This window comes from Pseudomonadota bacterium (assembly GCA_018823285.1).
Lineage (GTDB): Bacteria > Desulfobacterota > Desulfobulbia > Desulfobulbales > JAGXFP01 > JAHJIQ01.
In genome coordinates this window covers 48,801-65,563 of record JAHJIQ010000074.1, presented here as the reverse complement: position 1 = coordinate 65,563, position 16,763 = coordinate 48,801, and the positions used below count along the sequence as shown (strand labels likewise).

Below are 16,763 nucleotides of genomic sequence, written 5' to 3'. Positions count from 1 at the left end.
TTTTTTGCATTTCCTTCCCCATGTCACGCAGCCGAGCACCGCAGGCGGTGACGGATAAGACGCTGGAACTGTTTGAGCCCGAAGGGCGAGTTTTTCAGCGTCCCGTCACTGACGAGGAGCACAGGGTATCCCGCCCTCGGCGGGACAAGTGGCCGGGTGCCTTTTCTTTTGGTTCGTTTTCTTTGGGCATGCAAAGAAAAAGAACAAATTAAATACGGAATACTTCTTTGGGCTGCTCTAGCGTATTTCATCCCCGCCCGATCGGTAGGGACCTATCCGGGTCCAACATCTGGGGTGAAATTCGATGCAACTCATACAAATGGAATCGATACTATGAATATATACGGCTGGATCATCCTGGCGGCGCTGCTGGCAAATTATTTTCTTGAACTCGTCTCCGACCGCCTGAACCTGGCGGCCCTGGAACCGGAGCTGCCGCAAGAATTCGCCGGGGTCTACGATCCCGCAGAATATGCCCGCTCTCAGCAATACACCCGGACCAGGACCGGGTTCGGACTGCTCACCGGGACATTCAACCTGCTTATTCTCCTCCTCTTCTGGCAGCTTGGCGGGTTCAATGCTCTCGACCAGCTGGTCCGGGGCTGGCAGTTCAATGTGATCGTCACCGGGCTCATCTTCTCCGGGCTGCTGCTGCTTGCCAAAACCGTGATCTCCCTGCCCTTCACTCTCTACTCGACCTTTGTGATCGAAGAAAAATTCGGTTTCAACCGGACGACCCCGGCCACCTTCGTCGCCGACCTGCTCAAAGGCCTTCTGCTGACCGTGCTTCTCGGCGGACCTCTGCTGGCCGGGGTGCTCTGGTTCTTCGAGGCCACCGGCCAATTCGCCTGGCTCTGGTGCTGGTTCGCGGTCACCCTCTTTACCCTGATTGTCCAGTTTGTCGCCCCGACCTGGATCATGCCGCTGTTCAACAAATTCTCGCCCCTGGAAGAAGGGGCGCTGCGCGAGGCCATTTTCAGTTTCGCCGACTCGGTCGGTTTTTCCCTGCAGAATGTGTTCGTGATGGACGGCTCAAAGCGCTCCAGCAAATCCAACGCCTTTTTCACCGGCTTCGGGCGCAACAAAAGAATCGCCCTGTTCGATACCCTGATCAACAAGCATTCGGTCGGCGAACTGGTGGCGGTCCTGGCCCATGAGATCGGCCATTATCAGAAAAAACACATCCTCCAGGGGATCATGATCAGCATCGTCCACACCGGCGTGATGCTCTATCTTCTTTCCATCTTCGTCAGTCATCCCGGCCTCTTTTCCGCCTTTGCCATGGAGCACAGTTCCGTGTACGCCGGTCTGCTCTTTTTCGGCCTGCTCTTCACCCCCCTTGAGATGATCCTTGCCCCGCTGATGCACATGCTGTCCCGCCACAACGAGTACGAAGCAGACCGGTTCGCAGTGACCAATACCGACGAACCGGAAAACATGATCAATGCCTTAAAAAAACTGGCCGCGACCAACCTCGCCAACCTGACCCCGCACCCTTTCCACGTGTTCCTGCATTATTCCCATCCGCCGTTATTGGCACGCATCGCGGCGATCAGGGAAATCACCCCCCGGGAACAGAACCGGTAATTTATGGGAGGAAAAACAATGACCGAGATCCCTGAAGGCGCCATTCTCCAGCGCGACAAAGAAACCTATGCCATCGTCCCCCGGACCCCGGTGGGCCTGCTCACTCCGGAGGTTCTGGAAACGGTCGCCGCCCTGGTGCGAAAATTCGAGATTCCGATCACCAAGATCACCTCCGGCCAGCGGCTCGCCCTGGTCGGGATCAAGGGTGATGATGTGGAAAAAGTCTGGGCGGAACTCGGCACCGGAATCGGCCGGGCCACCGAGCTTTGCCTTCACTACGTCCAGGCCTGCCCCGGCAATGCAGTCTGCAAGTTCGGCGTCCAGGACTCCCTGGGGATGGGCATGGAACTGGAGGAACTCTTCAGCGGAGTGGAACTTCCCGCCAAATTGAAGATCGGCGTTTCCGGCTGCCCCTTCTGCTGCGGGGAGAGCTTTGTCCGGGACATCGGTCTGATCGGCAAACAGAAAGGGTGGCAGGTCACCTTCGGCGGCAACGGCGGCGGCAGGCCCCGGATCGCCGATCTGATCGCCGAGGAACTTTCCCGGGACGATGCGATCACGCTGGTCAAAAAGCTGGTTGACTATTACCGGCAGAATGGTAAGAAAAAAGAGCGCACCGCCCGCTTTGTCGACCGGGTCGGGGTCGAGACGGTCAAAAACGCTGTCCTGTCATAAGGGGGAGACTATTCTATGGAACCACTGGGTTGGATTATATTCAGCGGTCTGCTGATGTGCGGCATCGCCATGGTGGGCAGCCTGGTCTTCTTCATGACCGAGGCCACCTTCCAGAAAATACTGCTTCCTCTTGTCGCCTTGTCGGCCGGCACCCTGATCGGTGGCGCCTTTCTCCATATGATCCCCGAAGGGCTGGAAAAATTCCCCGGCAGCAATGAGCTGTTCTTTGTCTGGCTGCTGGTCGGTTTCATCGCCTTTTTTGCTCTCGAACAGGTCATCCACTGGCATCACTGTCGAAATGCCCATGCCGCATGTAAAAAGCCGCTCGGCTACCTGATCCTGATCGGTGACGGGCTGCATAATTTCATCGGCGGTCTGGCCGTGGCCGGGACCTTTCTGATCGATATCAGGCTCGGGATCACCACCTTGACCGCGGCGGTCATTCATGAAATACCACAGGAGCTTGGAGACTTCGGGGTCCTGCTCCATTCCGGATGGCAAAGAAAGACCGCTCTTCTGCTGAACGTTCTTTCCGGCCTCACTTTTCTGGCGGGAGGGCTGGTGGCGTACGGATTTTCCAAAACCATCGATATTTCTTTTCTGGTGCCCCTTGCCGCAGGCAACTTCATCTATATCGGGGCCTCCGACCTGGTCCCCGAGGTCAACAAACACCGACATTTCGCGGAAAATATCAAACACTTTCTGGCCTTTATCACCGGTCTCGGGATGATGCTTGCCATGCGCCTGATCTACAGCGGCTGAGGGTCAGATCCCGCACATCCCAAGAAAAACGCCCCGCGACCTGATCACGCCACGATATAGCTCTTCTGGGCGCCGATAAGAAACTGCAGCTGGGTCGCCTGTTCCGGCTGGTCGGTGAAATAGAGACCGCCGAACTTATTGCTGCAGTCCGGACAACCGCGCAGCCAGAGAATATGATGGCGGTAGCTGTTCCTGGCAAGCTCCCTGCATACCCAGCGGCTTTCACCGCATTCAAAACAATAAAGCAGGGTCCACTCGTTCCCGATCAGGGCATGGGCACATGCAAAACAGACGGGAACGACCAGGTCCCTGATGGTGATTTCCTGGACCTCGTCTTTCCTGTAACCGACCGGCAGCACGATATAGTCTGTCGCCGGATAATCCTCTTTTCTGGTGTTCGGGCCGTGATTCAGCTCACAACACTCACTGTCCAACTCTGCCAGCAACCTTACCTTGTCAATTTCGTCCATAGCAAAAGCCCCCTTTTGGTTTGACGAAAAATTGAAGGCTTCGTAAAAATCGAAATCGTCCGGATTTGCCGACAACGAATCAGGTACTATAGTTGGCGCTGTCCGTCCGTCCCGTCTTTTACGAGACCGACAATAATTGGCAGGCCACCGGCTGTTTTTTTACTGACTGGTTTTAACTATCCGTTACACCCTTCGGGTATAAGTTTTGTTCGAGCAGACGAGCTGCTCAACTTAAGCTTTGCACCCTTCGGGTATAAGTTTCGCTTGAGCAGCCAAGCTGCTCAACTCAAGCTTACTCTTGCCGCGGCCTGCCCTCCTGATCATCCTTCATGCGTGCCTCCAGCATTGATTATTATTTAATTCCTACACCTATTATATCGGTTTAAAAATGGAGAACTCAAGAAAAAAGTCGGTGAATATTAAGGACTTACGCTCAAAACACAACTTGACTTTTCAGGGTCGAATGACGTTGTGGCCATTCCGCCCGGTCGGCAATGGTGGGGAGTTTCAAAAAAAAAGCTGATGACCATCGAATTTCAACAAATAACTCTTCGACTGTTCGACAGGCTCACAGTCAGAGTGAGCGGAAATACTGTTTGTACCCGCTCATCCTGAGCCTGTCGAAGGATCATTCAACTTGTGTTCTGATTCACACCAATATTTGTATAAACCAGCAACAACATGTATTGCTGGTTGGAAAACTGGCTGAAATATGGCGGTAATCCGCTTAAAAATGGAAAGCAGCGGGTCTGCAAAATGGAAGAATCCTTTGCCGGCACATGTTCAGGAAATTTCCGGGAACCGCGGCTTGACGGGTAATCTTCCGGTTAATCGACGATATTTTTCATCCGGATAGCCCAGGGTAATGACCGCATGGACCGTCTCTTCCCTTGGGATTTCCAGAACATCCTTGATGGCCGGGTCACGCCTGATCGCCGACACCGCAAAGCCGATCAGGCAGGTGCCAAGCCCCATGGCATGGGCGGCGAGCAGGATATTCTGGCTGGCCAGCACGGCATCTTCCGCCGGACAACTCGCCCCGGGCGCGGTAGCAACAACGATAACCGCCGGCGCATCGTGAAAAAGCAGATCCCGGCCTCCGTTATCCCACTCGGCAAGGCCATCCCGAATCGTTGGGTAATAGCGGTTGAAATAATTACCCAAGGCATTGCCGCCAAACAGTCTTGACCAGATTCTGAGAACAGGATTTTCGGCCATCCGGTTGAGTGTTCTGAAAAACCCGGCCACCCGGACCCCGAAAACCCGGACCTTCTCCCGACTGTCCAGAACCGTGAAGGTCCACTTCTGACTGTTCGTTCCCGACGGCGCGGTAATCGCGATCTTCACCAGATCGGCCAGCATCTCCCGGGGCACTGCGGCCTGCTTATACCTGCGGCAGGAGCGGCGGGAGGCCATCAGCCCAACCAGACCGGAGAGATCGGACTTGCCCCAGGCCAGCCATTGCCGGTCAAAATCAAAGGTGGCAAACTGCAGATTGTCGTTGTCTATGCCGGAAACCGTTATCGCCTCAACGGGACAGACCGCCAGACAATGCCCGCACTGCAAACATTTGCCGCCGGTCACTTCAGCCCGGTCATCGGCCATTGAAAGGGTCCGGTCGGGACAGATGGCAACACACAATCCGCAGCCGGTGCATTTTTCCGCAGCAATTTCAGGGGTGATCGTACCGTTCATGAGAGATTCCTTGCAGATAGTCGGGCATGATATCACGATGGGAGCCGGGCCAGTAGATCCGCGCACACATCGGGCAGTGATGAAAATCGGCGTAATATTTCCTGGTCAACGGTTCCAACCGCTCCAGAACCATCTCCGTCAAGGATGATCCGTACCGGCAAGGGTTTTATTCCAGCGCAGCTTCGTAGGCCCGCCTGGTCTCATCGTTGAAACAGACCAGGAGAACCTGCTCCAGCTGCCCCTGTTCAGCAAGGGCTTTGCGGGTTTCCGCAATTGCGATCCCGGCCGCCCGCTCTTTCGGAAATCGATACACCCCGGTGCTTATGGCCGGAAAGGCAATGCGGTGAAAGGAATGCTCTTTCACAATCGCAAAACAACTCCGGTAGCAAGAAGCGAGCAGCTCCTCTTCGCCGTTGCCGCCTCCCCGCCAGACCGGCCCCACGGTATGGATCACGTATGAAGCGGGCAACCTGTGCCCACCGGTGAGTTTGGCCTCCCCGGTGGCGCATCCTTGCAAAGTCCGGCACTCGGCCAGCAGTTCCGGCCCGGCCGCCCGGTGAATGGCGCCGTCGACCCCGCCGCCGCCCAAAAGAGAGTTGTTCGCGGCGTTCACGATGCAGTCGACTTCCAGGGTGGTGATATCGCTGTTCACCAGGAGAATTTTATGCTCGTCCATAGTGTCTTTTCTCAGAATCTCAACTTTCTGGTTTGCCTAATTTCCAGAGAATAAAGGGGTTTTGGCGATATTTTCGTGCCAGTATTCCACAAGAAGGTAGAAGCCAGAAGCCAGAATGACTGATTTTTTCACTCTTCGGGTACTCACTTCAGTACCCCCTGGGGTATAAGTTTCATGAGCAGACAAGCTGCTCAACTTAAGCTTTAAGCTTTTCTCCTGGCTACTGACTTCTGGCTTCTGGCTCCTGGCTTCTGGCTCCTGGCTTCTGGCTCCTGGCTCCTAGCTCCTGGCTTCTGGCTCCTGGCTCCTGGCTTCTGGCTTCTGGCTCCTGACTTCTGGCTTCTGGCTTCTGGCTTCTGGCTTCTAATCATGCAATGCCACCATGACTTTGGATCATTTTATGACAGCAAACCAATATCTTAAGACAAGTCATAAAGTTGAGTCAAGATGAAAGAAGAAGAAGCGCCACCACTGCGCACACCATCCCCGCCAGGTGTTTCAGGGTGATGGGTTCTTTCAGAAAAAGAGCGGCCAGCAGGATGGTGATCAGCGGATAGAGCGCGGTCACGCTGACCACCAGGGAGATTCTGCCCCGCTCCGCCGCAGCGAAGAAAAAGAGGGTACCGGCCACCCCGGTGATCCCGGTCAGGATTGCGAAAAAAATCCCCCGGGCATTGACGGCGGGCTGAAACTTGACGGAAACCAGCATCAACAGGCCCACCAGCAGGCTGCCGATCACCTGGTAGACCACCGCGCTTTTATGGTCGAGATAGGTTACGGCAAGCTTCGGGAAAAAACCCCAGAGGCCGAACATGAGTAAAGCCCATAAAGCGGGCTGCAGCCAGGAAGGCATCTTATTCACCCTCCCCGGAGGAGATCAGTCCGAGCACGGCAAGCGCCCGTCCGAAATCTTCTTCAGCGGTGAACAGGTGCGCGGCAAAACCCATCTCCCGGGCCCGCCCGATATGGCCCGGATTGTCATCGACAAAGAGAATTCGCTCCGCCGGAACCTTGATCTTCTTCTCGGCAATCGCAAAAACTTCCGGGTCGCGCTTGGTGATTCCCAGGTGAAAGCTGTTCAGAACCGGAGAAAATTCAGCCAGAAAATGGTCGCGCTGGTCGAGCATTTCGAGCCAGTCGGTCTGGTCGCTTAAGATTGCCGTCCGCACCCCATTTTTTTGCAAAGCCCTCACCTTTGCCATCATGCCGGGCCGCAAGATAAAGCGGGTATGGATCTCCCGGGTCAGGGCCTCGTCGTCACCGGTGATCCGGTATCTTTCCCGGATTCCGTTCCAGAAAGCGGCGGCGGTCGCCCGGCCGATGACATAACCGCACTCGTAGATGATCTCGGTCGCGTTGCGGAAAAAGTCATCCGGCTCAAGCCCGTTGCCCGCCGCGATTGCCTTCAGCCCGGCCATGAACCCTTCCTCGGCCAGAACGCCGCCGTAGTCGAAGAGCACGACCAGTGGTAACTGCTCCCCGCCGCTATTCTGCAAAGTGGCCACCTGTGAGAAAACCGGTCAGGATTCGCTGTGCCTGTTCGAGCTGCTCGGCAAGAACATATTCAACGGCCTGATGGGCCTGATGGATGTCACCCGGCCCCCAGACGATACAGGGCCCTTTCTGATGCAGTCGGGAGCAATCGGTGGCAAACGAGGCGGTGACCGGCCCGGGATCGCATCCTTCTTTCACAATGGAATCCGCGAGGGAGAGGATGAGCGGATTTTCCATACTGGTGCTGATCCCGTCGCCGGTGTAAATCTCCTCGACCTCGCCCCGACCGTCGACATATTCCCTGACCAGCTTGCCGACCTCATCGGTAAACATATCGGGGAGAATCCTGATATCGACAACCGCTTCACAGTAATCGGGAATGGCATTGACCGAGGCCCCGCCTTTAATGGTGGTCACCGCCAGGCTGGCCCGCCCCAGATCCGGGTGCTTGTTTCTGGCCAGTCTCACCCTTAAGCTATCAATATCATTCAGGATCATCACCATGGAGGTGACCGCGTTCCGTCCCTTTTCCGGGTGAGATGAGTGGGCGGCAAGACCCCGGGTGATGATCCGGCACCGGTACACCCCCTTGTGGGCCCGGATGATCTGCAGATTGGTGGGTTCCAGGGCGATGCAGAGAGCGAAATCGTCGATCTCCCGGGCCAGGCTCTCTGCCCCGGACATCGTGCATTCCTCGTCGACGCTGGCGGCGAAGGTAACATCGTAGGCGGGGACAATCTTCTTCCCGTGCAGGGCAAGAAGCGCCGACAGGCCGGCGGCAAGCGGCCCCTTGTCGTCGCACGAACCGCGTCCCATGATTCTGCCGTCTTCCATCCTGCCGCTGAACGGTTCGTCCATGCCGCGCGCGCTGACCGTGTCCATATGGGCCACGATCAGTACTTTGGGCGCACCCGGATTCGGCAGCCGGACCAGCAGGTTGTCACGGCCCGGCAGGGCTTCTCTGGTGCAATGCTCAATCCCTGCCGCCAGGCAGAGTTGCCGCAGGTAGGCGACGACCATTTTTTCGGCAGAATTCGTGTCGGTTCCTACCGGGTCTGATGATTCGCTGGGGATTCCGACCAGTTCCCTGGTCATCGTGATTACATCGGGTATGGATGGCATGCGGTTTTCCGTTTATTTTAATTTCTCGGCTCAGGACTGATTCTGCCAGATGAGAACCCTTCTGGCAAACAGATAATTTCCGGATTTTCTTCACGATTGATCTGGGTCAAGGAATAATGAACACGGTGTGATAGGATAAAAAAAAACAAAGGAGTGATGAACATGAAAGTTACCGATCTGAACGAAACACGAGTTTTCGATGAAAAAGGCATGAAAAAGATGCTGATCCACGATTCCGCCTGGTTCCGGATCATCAACTTCAACCTGATGGCGGGGCACACCTTCCCGGTCCACTCCCACAGCCTTGACGGCCAGCTCTCCATCCAGGTCCTTGAGGGCAAGGGTGAATATCTCGGCGCCGACAATGCCGCCATCCCGGCAAAACCGGGCGACATTCTGGTCTGCGACATCAATGAGCCCCACGGGGTCAGGGCCGAAACGGATATGCGGATCCTGGTGACCATCGCCCCGCCGATCTGAGCGCTGTCGCTTGCCTTCCTCTTTGGTGCGGAGACGATTACCGGCCCGGATGGCTTCAGGCCGCTGTTTCCTCCGGTTCCTGCAAAAACTTGTGCCGAGAACAGGGCCGACTGTGGCCTCGAAGCATTTCCGGCATGCAAGGCCGGTTTATTCTGCCTGCTGCAGCTTCAAATCATCCCATTTCCACTTGTTTTCCCGCTCCCCCCCACTCCGTTTAACCCACCGAATCCACGAGATTTATAGGAGTTATTCCTGAAAAGAGATTTCTCTTGTCAGAGATTCGGAAATCTGATTAATAGTGCGAAAAAGGAGCGGGAGCATCAGCCCGACTCCGAAACTATATGATACATCTTTCACTTCCGTCCTTTTCCTGGTCGCAACAGTAGACGAAACATTTTACTTGTGGGTGGGGAATCATGAACAACGTCCGAAAATCATGCGTCACCGCGGTTATTACGCTCCTGGTCTCAACCCTGGCAACCGCCGCATGGGCGGCAACGCCCCAGATCAGCGTCGGCACGTTACACACCATAGCCCTGAAGAGCGACGGCACCCTCTGGGCCTGGGGAGAGAATTCATACGGTCAGCTCGGCGACGGCACGAGGGTACAGAAAATCGTTCCGGTCCAGATCGGAGCCGACCCCGATTGGACACAGATCTCATCAGGTGGTAACCACACCCTGGCTCTGATGAGCGACGGCAGCCTTTGGGCCTGGGGCTCGAATACTTTTGGCGAAATCGGCGACGGCTCATCCGGCAGCAACGCTTTCAAGACCACACCAACCCGAATCGGCAGCGATACCGACTGGACACAAATCTCGGCCGGAGGACAGCACTCAATCGCTCTGAAGAGTGACGGCTCTCTCTGGGCCTGGGGGTATAACTATTGGGGTCAGCTCGGCGACGGTACAAATGGCAATTATACTGACAAACTTACCCCAACTCCAATCGGCAGTGACACCGACTGGGTCCGGATATCAGCCGGAGTAGGATACACCTTGGCTCTGAAGAGCAACGGAACCCTCTGGGCATGGGGTCTTAACAGTTATGGACAACTTGGCGATGGCACGAATGTAAACAAAAATATTCCGGTCCGGATCGGCACCGACACCGACTGGGCCAGGATCGCGCCTGGTCATTTTCACACCTTGGCCCTGAAGAGCGACGGCAGCCTTTGGGCCTGGGGAAATAATGCAGCGGGACAGCTCGGTGACGGCACGAATGTTGACAAAAACACACCGGTCCGGATCGGCACCGACACCAACTGGACCAGAATCACAGCCGGCGGCAACCATTACTCCATAGCCCTGAAAAACGACGGCTCCCTCTGGGCATGGGGGCATAATCTATATGGTCAACTCGGCGACGGGACGAACATATGGAGAAACACTCCATTCCATATCGGTATCGACACCGACTGGTCTAGAATCGAGGCAAGTGGTGCTTGGAGCACCCTGGCCCTGAAAAACGACGGCTCCCTCTGGGCTTGGGGAGACAATCGTTATGGTACACTCGGCGACGGCACAACTATAGATAAATACATGCCACAGGAAATCATTTTCCATCTCGACTTCGATACCGACGGAGATAGCGTTTCAGACGGCTTTGACGCCTGTCCTCAAGCCATGCCGATCCGGATCGCCGGAAAAACCGACCACTGGCAGGGGCTCCAGTGGGTGTACGACAACCCTCCCCTGGCCTCGGGCGACACCATCCGGGTCCAGAGCTCCTTTGCCGACGGCCCGCTGGTCTTCGACCGGGCGCTCGCGGTCACGCTCCGGGGCGGTTTCGACTGCGACTTTACCACCAATTCCGGAGCGCCGACGGTCATCGAGTCTCTGACAATCTCCTCCGCAAGTTACGCGGTCACGATCGACAGCATCTCGATTGAGTAGACAAAGACGGGAGATAGGAAAAAAAAATTGAGTTCCGGCAAATGATCGCTCAATAATTTTTCCCGTCTCCTGAAAAAATCATAACCGGGTCCAGTAATAAGGATTCCCTGGGAAATTCGCTTTCAGACCAATATCTCCCCCGCATCTTTCCAGGCAATCACTCGGGCCGTGGAGCGTTGCTGCGAGGCTTCGCCGCCATAGACCACTATATTGTCAATATCCTTCGGCAGGGTGGTGTTGCTGATTCTCTCGGCAAAAGGGGCAAAACATTGAAGAAAATCACCAGCCACCGTGGCGCCCGACTTGACTTCAACGGCACTGAGTCGATCTCCGCGATTGACCAATAAATCCACCTCGACCCCTCGGCTTTCCCGGTAGTGATAGAGATCCGGTTGCTCTCCTCGGTGAACCAGCGTTTTATAGACTTCCGAGACAACCCAACTCTCGAAGACGGCCCCTCGCAACGGATGATGACGCAACTGCTCCGGCTCCCTGATGTTCAAAAGATAACAGACCAGACCACTATCCAGAAAATGCAGTTTTGGTGCTTTTACCACCTGTTTACGGATATTGGCATGCCAGGCCGGAAGTCGGAATACGAGATAGCTTGCCTCTAGAACTGAGAGCCAGGTTCGGGCGGTATTGTGGGAGACGCCGGCATCGCCGCCCAGCACTGAGAGGTTGATTTCCTGGGCGGTACGTCCGGCGCAAAGCTTTAAAAATCCGGAAAAAGAGGATAGGTCGCCAACATTGAGTACTTGCCGGACATCCCGTTGGATATAAGTCATTGTGTAGTCGGCAAGCCATAGATCGGCAGGAATGTTCCGGTCGTATATCCGTGGATAGGAACCTTGCCAAAGCAAAGAATACAGATCCTCCGGCACCGCAGGGAATAGTCGCAGTTCCTCCCAGTCCGGGGGCAGCAAAACCAGCATGCCGCTCCGGCCGGCAAGGGTCTGAGATACTGTTTGTGAAATGCCGAAATGTTGCGAACCGGTCAAGATGAAGCGGCCGGGAGTCGGCTTTTCATCGACCTCGGTCTGCAGATAACCGGCAAGCTCAGGAACATTTTGGATTTCGTCAATGATGGCTCCGGCATGGTACTCAGCGAGAAAACCGCGAGGATCGTTCCGGGCATAATCACGGGTGTCCATCGATTCGAGTGATACATAGGCCTTGGCTGGGAAGGCGGCGCGACATAATGTCGTTTTCCCGGCCTGCCTCGGCCCGGTCACGACGACAACGGGGTAGTAGCCTGCAAGCTTCAGGAGAGTTGAAAGCAGTTTGCGGGGAATCATGTTCCCACACTACCCTCCAGTGCATAAATTGTCAATCTCATTTACAATCCATGAAAGATGGGTGGTGTGAGAATCAACCCCGGCAGCCTCTGGATGGGCAGCTGCCTCGTTGGTCTGGGGCATGAATCCGGTCAACCTTCCTGAAGAACTATCGCGTCAAATAACCGCTTTATTTTTTTTCTGCTTGACGTCTTTTATTCGTGGTCACAATCGTATTACAATACTGGGAATCAGATAAATTTATTATGAGTGGATGGGGAAACATGAACAACTTGCGGAAATCATGCGTAATCGTCGCCCTTCTCCTGACCTTGATTGCAGCCCGGGCATCCACTGTCTGCGCGGCAACTCCGCGGATAGTCTCGATGGGAGATCATACCGTTGCCCTCCATGAAGACGGCAACCTCTGGATCTGGGGAAGTAATTATGCCGGTCAGATCGGCGACGGGACAACTGCGGACAGAAATGTGCCGATCCGGATCGGCACTGCAGGTTGGGCGCTGGGCTCGGCCGGGGGGTCCCACACTCTGGCCCTGAAGAGCGACGGCAGTCTCTGGGCCTGGGGGAGCAATCTGGATGGCGAACTCGGCGACGGGACCAATGTCAGTAAAAAAGGTCCGGTTCATATCGGCACCGCCACCGACTGGGCGAAAGTTTCGGCTGGTCTTGAATTCACGATCGCCCTGAAGAACGATGGCACCCTCTGGGCCTGGGGCAATAATATCGATGGCCGTCTGGGTGACTCCACCTATACCAGCAAAAACACCCCGGCTCAGAACGGCACCGCCACCGACTGGGCGCAGATCGCGGCTGGTCTTTACCACACTCTGGCCCTGAAGAATGACGGCACCCTCTGGGCCTGGGGCAATAATCCAAACGGCGAACTCGGCGACGGCACAACCAGCAGCAGGAACGCTCCGGTCCGGATCGGCTCTGCCACCGACTGGGCGCAGATCGCGGCCGGTGCTTTTCACTCCCTGGCCTTGAAAAATAACGGCACCCTCTGGGCCTGGGGGGATAATATTACCGGCCAGCTCGGCGACGGGACGAGTGTCGACAAAAAAAGTCCGGTTCAGATCGGCACCGCCACTGACTGGGCTTTGATCGATGCGGGAAAGGCGCACAGTCTGGCCCTGAAGAGTAACGGCACCCTCTGGGCCTGGGGGAGTAATTATGCCGGTCAACTCGGCGACGGGACGACCGTCGACAAAAATGCTCCGCTCCGGATCGGCGCCGACACCAACTGGGTGCAGATTGCGGCCGGCATGGAGCACTCCGCAGCCTTGAAGAGCAACGGCAGCCTCTGGACTTGGGGGCATAATCAATATGGTCAGCTTGGCGACGGCACGAACACGAACATACACATTCCGAAGAATATCTTTTACCTGTTAATCGACATTGACAGCGATTTCGATGGCGTGCCGGACATCAGTGATGCCTTCCCGAATGATCCCGCCGCCAGTGTGGACAGTGATGGTGACGGATCTCCCGACTACTGGAATTCCGGCAAAAACGAGAGTCATTCCACCACCGGCCTGACCCTTGACGGCTGCCCCAGCACCTGGCCGATCCGCGTTGGTGCCACAGCTTACTGGAACGGCGGTTTACAGGCGGTTTATGATGATCCTGCCGTCATTTCCTTCGACACAATCAAAGTCCAGAGTTCTTATGTGAATGGCCAACTGGAACTTGACCTGGCAAAGGATATTACGATCCAGGGTGGTTTTGACTGTGACTTCACGGGCAACTCAGGGCCACCGACAAACATCGGGGTTCTGTCGATTTTTGGCTCGAGCGGACCGGTCGCGATCGACAACATCGCGATTGAGTGAGTAAAGTCAGGAGTCAGGTATCATTTTTTAAGAGTTTTGTTCGTCATCTCATTTATTCTGAATTCTGACTACTGCATCCTGTCTTCTCTATTTCAGATAAACGATCACCGCACCGCTTTTGTATTTTACCTTTTTCTCCCATTGATAATGGAACACGGTACCGGAAGACTTCAGCTCCTCCAGCACCATTTCGGTTACATCCGGAAGGACGGCAGGGCCGTTGGAATGCAAGCCTTTGCCGGTAATGATCCTGACCGTTTTTATTTTCTCTATGGCCGCACCGCCGAGAAATGTTCTAACCCTTCGCTCCGCCGCTTCGGAAGTCATCCCGTGCAGGTCCAGCTCTTCCTGGGGAGGAGGATAGACAGCGATTTTCTCCCGCCTTGAAAGGCTTCTTTTCCGGGGTTTCTTTTCCTTGAGGATGACCTGCAGATCCTGGCCGGCAAGACTTTCTTCCAGTTCTTCGGCAAAGCTCGGGACCGTTTCCGAAGCCGCCCCGAAGGATTGGTACAGATCTGTATCGTCAAGCTGTGGCAGATTTTTTTTCTTTCGGGCCATCCTGGCTGTTCTCCTGATTTCCGTCCGCGCCAGTATAGCCAAATTTTCCAAATGACAAAAGAAAAGGCGGATTGAAGCACGGAATATGTGCCTCAACCCGCCCGTCCTTCAGAATCTACCCGCTCGCAAAGTGGCAGACGTAAAAGATGTGACGGTCTAGAGTTGACGTGACCCTAGCACCCCTCTACTGCCTTTTTCTTCTTGTCGTGGCACCCGGTACAGTTGGTCGGCCCCTTTTTGCCGTTCACTTCTTTCCCATGACAATCCTTGCAGTTGGTATGAAATATATTTTTTCTCTGCTGCAGTTCCGCGACCGCAAAATCACTGTTATGGCAGGTGGCGCATTGAAGTGCGTCAGAAGAAGGCAAAGCGCCGATACCCTCTGCGGTTAAGGGCTCGTGTTTGAGATCATGATGACATTCTCCACAGGCCACCCCGAGTTCGAGATGAACTGCGTGCTTGAATTTCACCGGCTTTTTCCCTTCAATAATGATGGTGTCTTCCGGTGCCGTAAGCGGGCTGCCGGCTTGAACGCTGTGCAAAAAAAAGGTACTGGCCATCACGGTTAAAGCGATTGTAACGATTGTTGAGTTTCTCATGTCTTTTGTCCTCGTTTCTGTTGACGTTTGGTCTGTGGAACATCATCCTCTGGTGACTCCCACTCTATAACGAAAGCCAAGCCAAAACAGCGGACATGACCCGATGTCTACCAGACATTTCAATGATTTCAGATAGTTACACAGCAGAGGATAAAATTGTTGATGATTACACTGGGCAGAAAATGATATATCTGTAATTCTCTGGGGAAAGCATGAAGGAAACATTTCTCCTGCCATGACATATTCGGATTTGAATTTATGAACGAAACCAGCCAATACGGCGGGCCGCAGATGGTCCGGATCGACGGCGAAAAGGTCCGCCGGCTCCGTGAACAGAGAGGGCTGACCCAGCTCTATGTGGCCACGGTGGTTGAAGTGACCACCGATACCATCTCCCGCTGGGAAAATCGCCGTTACCCCTCCATCAAAATGGAAAACGCCGAAAAACTGGCCGAGGCCCTGCAGGTCGGGGTGGAAGACTTTCTCGATCTCCAGGAAACAGCGGAACCAGCGGAAAAAACACTACCGGAACAGGAAATTCCCTACCAGCCGCCAACCGTTAAAACATCCGCACTTTCCCGCCCTCTGCTTTTCCTGCTCCTTTTTGTTGCTGTGCTCATCACCGCCTATCTTTTCAGCAAGAATTCAACCCCGGTTGATCCCGCTCCCTTCATCCGGGCGGAAAGAGTTGTGCCCCCCCATGTCCCGGCCGGGCAGTCTTTCCCGGTCATTATCAAGGTCACCAGCACTTCATCGCAACCTGTCTCGGTGGTTCTCCGGGACACGGTCCCCTCCGGTTGCAAAGCGATCAGCGGGCAGCCTCCCATCTCCAGCACCGGCAAGGATCAATCCCTGGTGAAATGGGTCACCCGCCTGGAAGGCAGCAAAACCTTTGCCTATCTGGTAAAAAGTCCGCCCGGCGCAACCGGGGATACCGAGATGGTATTTTCCGGCCAGATTCTTTCCGGCCCGGGCTCAGGCAGAACGATTGAGCTTTCCGGGAACAACACCCTTCGGATTCGCAATTTTCACTGGGCGGACACCAACCTGGACCTCAGAATCGACGATGAGGAGATCCTTGCGGTCTATGATCTGTTCAGCGAAATCACCGGCTTCGAATTCAAGGGCGAACAGCTCGATGAACTTTGGGCCGCAGACCGATATTCCTATGACACCAACAATCACCGCTACGAGGTCAGTCAATGAAAACCCTTCGTCACAATCTAATTCGCACCATTCTGGCGCTGACCGCACTGCTCGCCAATTTATCGATTCCTGGCCACGCCGTGAGCGAGGAGTTGGCGAGCGGCAGATACCTGAGCGGTTCCGGTGCGAGAATTGAAGTGGAGCTCGACATTTCGACGCCGGCTCCGCCGCTGGTCATTGTCATTCAGAATCTGCCCCCGGGAACACGGGTGACCGACTCCACCCCGGAGCTCATGAAATATGATGCCGATAAAGGGGTTGCCAAGTGGCTGCTCCGGGGCCTGAAACCGGGAAAATTCAGGATCACCATGCAGCTTGACCGTTCATTGCATCAAGGAGAAGTAAGCGGTGAGATCAGGTGCCGGGACAGTGGCGGCAATATGGTCAACAGAAAAATCAGCGGAAATTGACCGA

At 55.1% G+C, this 16,763-nt stretch carries 19 protein-coding genes; 9 read left to right on the top strand and 10 right to left on the bottom strand.

All coding sequences use genetic code 11. From position 1 onward, the window contains the following. The 4 genes from KKG35_16320 to KKG35_16305 all read left to right on the top strand — a co-directional run. Positions 1-212, top strand: a 212-nt coding sequence (locus tag KKG35_16320) for a hypothetical protein (protein MBU1739694.1), incomplete at its 5' end; no start/stop codon positions are given. Positions 213-333: 121 nt separating this feature from the next. Further along, on the top strand, positions 334-1,587 hold the full coding sequence (locus tag KKG35_16315) for a M48 family metallopeptidase (GenBank protein ID MBU1739693.1): 1,254 nt from the start codon (positions 334-336) through the stop codon (positions 1,585-1,587). 18 nt (positions 1,588-1,605) lie between these two features. Further along, entirely contained in the window at positions 1,606-2,262 is a 657-nt protein-coding gene (locus KKG35_16310; protein MBU1739692.1) for an NAD(P)/FAD-dependent oxidoreductase, read from the top strand. Between the two features lie 15 nt (positions 2,263-2,277). Further along, positions 2,278-3,024, top strand: a complete 747-nt coding sequence (locus KKG35_16305) for a ZIP family metal transporter (protein ID MBU1739691.1) — start codon at positions 2,278-2,280, stop codon at positions 3,022-3,024. Positions 3,025-3,068: 44 nt separating this feature from the next. On the opposite strand, the gene KKG35_16300 is transcribed toward KKG35_16305, so the two are convergent. From KKG35_16300 to KKG35_16270, 7 genes are all read right to left on the bottom strand, one after another. Then, positions 3,069-3,494: a hypothetical protein gene (locus KKG35_16300; GenBank protein ID MBU1739690.1), complete on the bottom strand. Its 426-nt coding sequence runs from the start codon at positions 3,492-3,494 to the stop codon at positions 3,069-3,071. Between the two features lie 783 nt (positions 3,495-4,277). Then, on the bottom strand, positions 4,278-5,189 hold the full coding sequence (locus tag KKG35_16295) for a nitroreductase family protein (GenBank protein MBU1739689.1): 912 nt from the start codon (positions 5,187-5,189) through the stop codon (positions 4,278-4,280). Then, the gene (locus tag KKG35_16290; GenBank protein MBU1739688.1) at positions 5,167-5,322 is read right to left on the bottom strand and encodes a Mut7-C RNAse domain-containing protein; all 156 of its coding nucleotides are present in this window, start codon (positions 5,320-5,322) and stop codon (positions 5,167-5,169) included. Before KKG35_16290 ends, KKG35_16295 begins: the two co-directional genes overlap by 23 nt. A 33-nt stretch (positions 5,323-5,355) precedes the next feature. Next, complete coding sequence (locus KKG35_16285; GenBank protein ID MBU1739687.1) at positions 5,356-5,865, bottom strand: O-acetyl-ADP-ribose deacetylase; 510 nt, start codon at positions 5,863-5,865, stop codon at positions 5,356-5,358. 442 nt (positions 5,866-6,307) lie between these two features. Further along, positions 6,308-6,718, bottom strand: coding sequence for an EamA family transporter (locus KKG35_16280; GenBank protein ID MBU1739686.1), 411 nt, complete (start codon positions 6,716-6,718; stop codon positions 6,308-6,310). Between the two features lies 1 nt (position 6,719). After that, positions 6,720-7,361: an HAD family phosphatase gene (locus KKG35_16275; protein ID MBU1739685.1), complete on the bottom strand. Its 642-nt coding sequence runs from the start codon at positions 7,359-7,361 to the stop codon at positions 6,720-6,722. Beyond that, positions 7,351-8,481: a M20 family metallopeptidase gene (locus tag KKG35_16270; protein ID MBU1739684.1), complete on the bottom strand. Its 1,131-nt coding sequence runs from the start codon at positions 8,479-8,481 to the stop codon at positions 7,351-7,353. The genes KKG35_16275 and KKG35_16270 overlap by 11 nt, the downstream gene beginning before the upstream one ends. 162 nt (positions 8,482-8,643) lie before the next feature. Between KKG35_16270 and KKG35_16265 the strand changes: the two genes are divergently transcribed. Continuing rightward, a complete protein-coding gene (locus KKG35_16265; protein MBU1739683.1) occupies positions 8,644-8,961 on the top strand; it encodes a cupin domain-containing protein in 318 nt (105 codons plus the stop codon). Positions 8,962-9,377: 416 nt separating this feature from the next. Next, positions 9,378-10,856 carry a hypothetical protein gene (locus tag KKG35_16260; protein ID MBU1739682.1) on the top strand — a complete coding sequence of 493 codons (1,479 nt, stop codon included), beginning with the start codon at positions 9,378-9,380 and terminating at the stop codon, positions 10,854-10,856. 122 nt (positions 10,857-10,978) lie between these two features. Here the strand turns inward: KKG35_16260 and KKG35_16255 are convergent, their stop codons facing one another. Further along, a complete protein-coding gene (locus tag KKG35_16255) occupies positions 10,979-12,154 on the bottom strand; it encodes an ATP-binding protein (protein MBU1739681.1) in 1,176 nt (391 codons plus the stop codon). 263 nt (positions 12,155-12,417) lie between these two features. Here KKG35_16255 and KKG35_16250 point away from each other — a divergent pair, with 263 nt between their 5' ends. Continuing rightward, on the top strand, positions 12,418-13,986 hold the full coding sequence (locus KKG35_16250) for a hypothetical protein (GenBank protein MBU1739680.1): 1,569 nt from the start codon (positions 12,418-12,420) through the stop codon (positions 13,984-13,986). A gap of 87 nt (positions 13,987-14,073) precedes the next feature. On the opposite strand, the gene KKG35_16245 is transcribed toward KKG35_16250, so the two are convergent. Both KKG35_16245 and KKG35_16240 read right to left on the bottom strand, forming a co-directional pair. Further along, entirely contained in the window at positions 14,074-14,544 is a 471-nt protein-coding gene (locus KKG35_16245) for a Smr/MutS family protein (GenBank protein MBU1739679.1), read from the bottom strand. Between the two features lie 173 nt (positions 14,545-14,717). Then, the gene (locus KKG35_16240) at positions 14,718-15,143 is read right to left on the bottom strand and encodes a cytochrome c family protein (protein MBU1739678.1); all 426 of its coding nucleotides are present in this window, start codon (positions 15,141-15,143) and stop codon (positions 14,718-14,720) included. Between the two features lie 258 nt (positions 15,144-15,401). Here KKG35_16240 and KKG35_16235 point away from each other — a divergent pair, with 258 nt between their 5' ends. Both KKG35_16235 and KKG35_16230 read left to right on the top strand, forming a co-directional pair. Next, the gene (locus KKG35_16235; GenBank protein MBU1739677.1) at positions 15,402-16,349 is read left to right on the top strand and encodes a helix-turn-helix domain-containing protein; all 948 of its coding nucleotides are present in this window, start codon (positions 15,402-15,404) and stop codon (positions 16,347-16,349) included. After that, positions 16,346-16,759: a hypothetical protein gene (locus KKG35_16230; protein ID MBU1739676.1), complete on the top strand. Its 414-nt coding sequence runs from the start codon at positions 16,346-16,348 to the stop codon at positions 16,757-16,759. The genes KKG35_16235 and KKG35_16230 overlap by 4 nt, the downstream gene beginning before the upstream one ends. Positions 16,760-16,763: the final 4 nt, after the last annotated feature.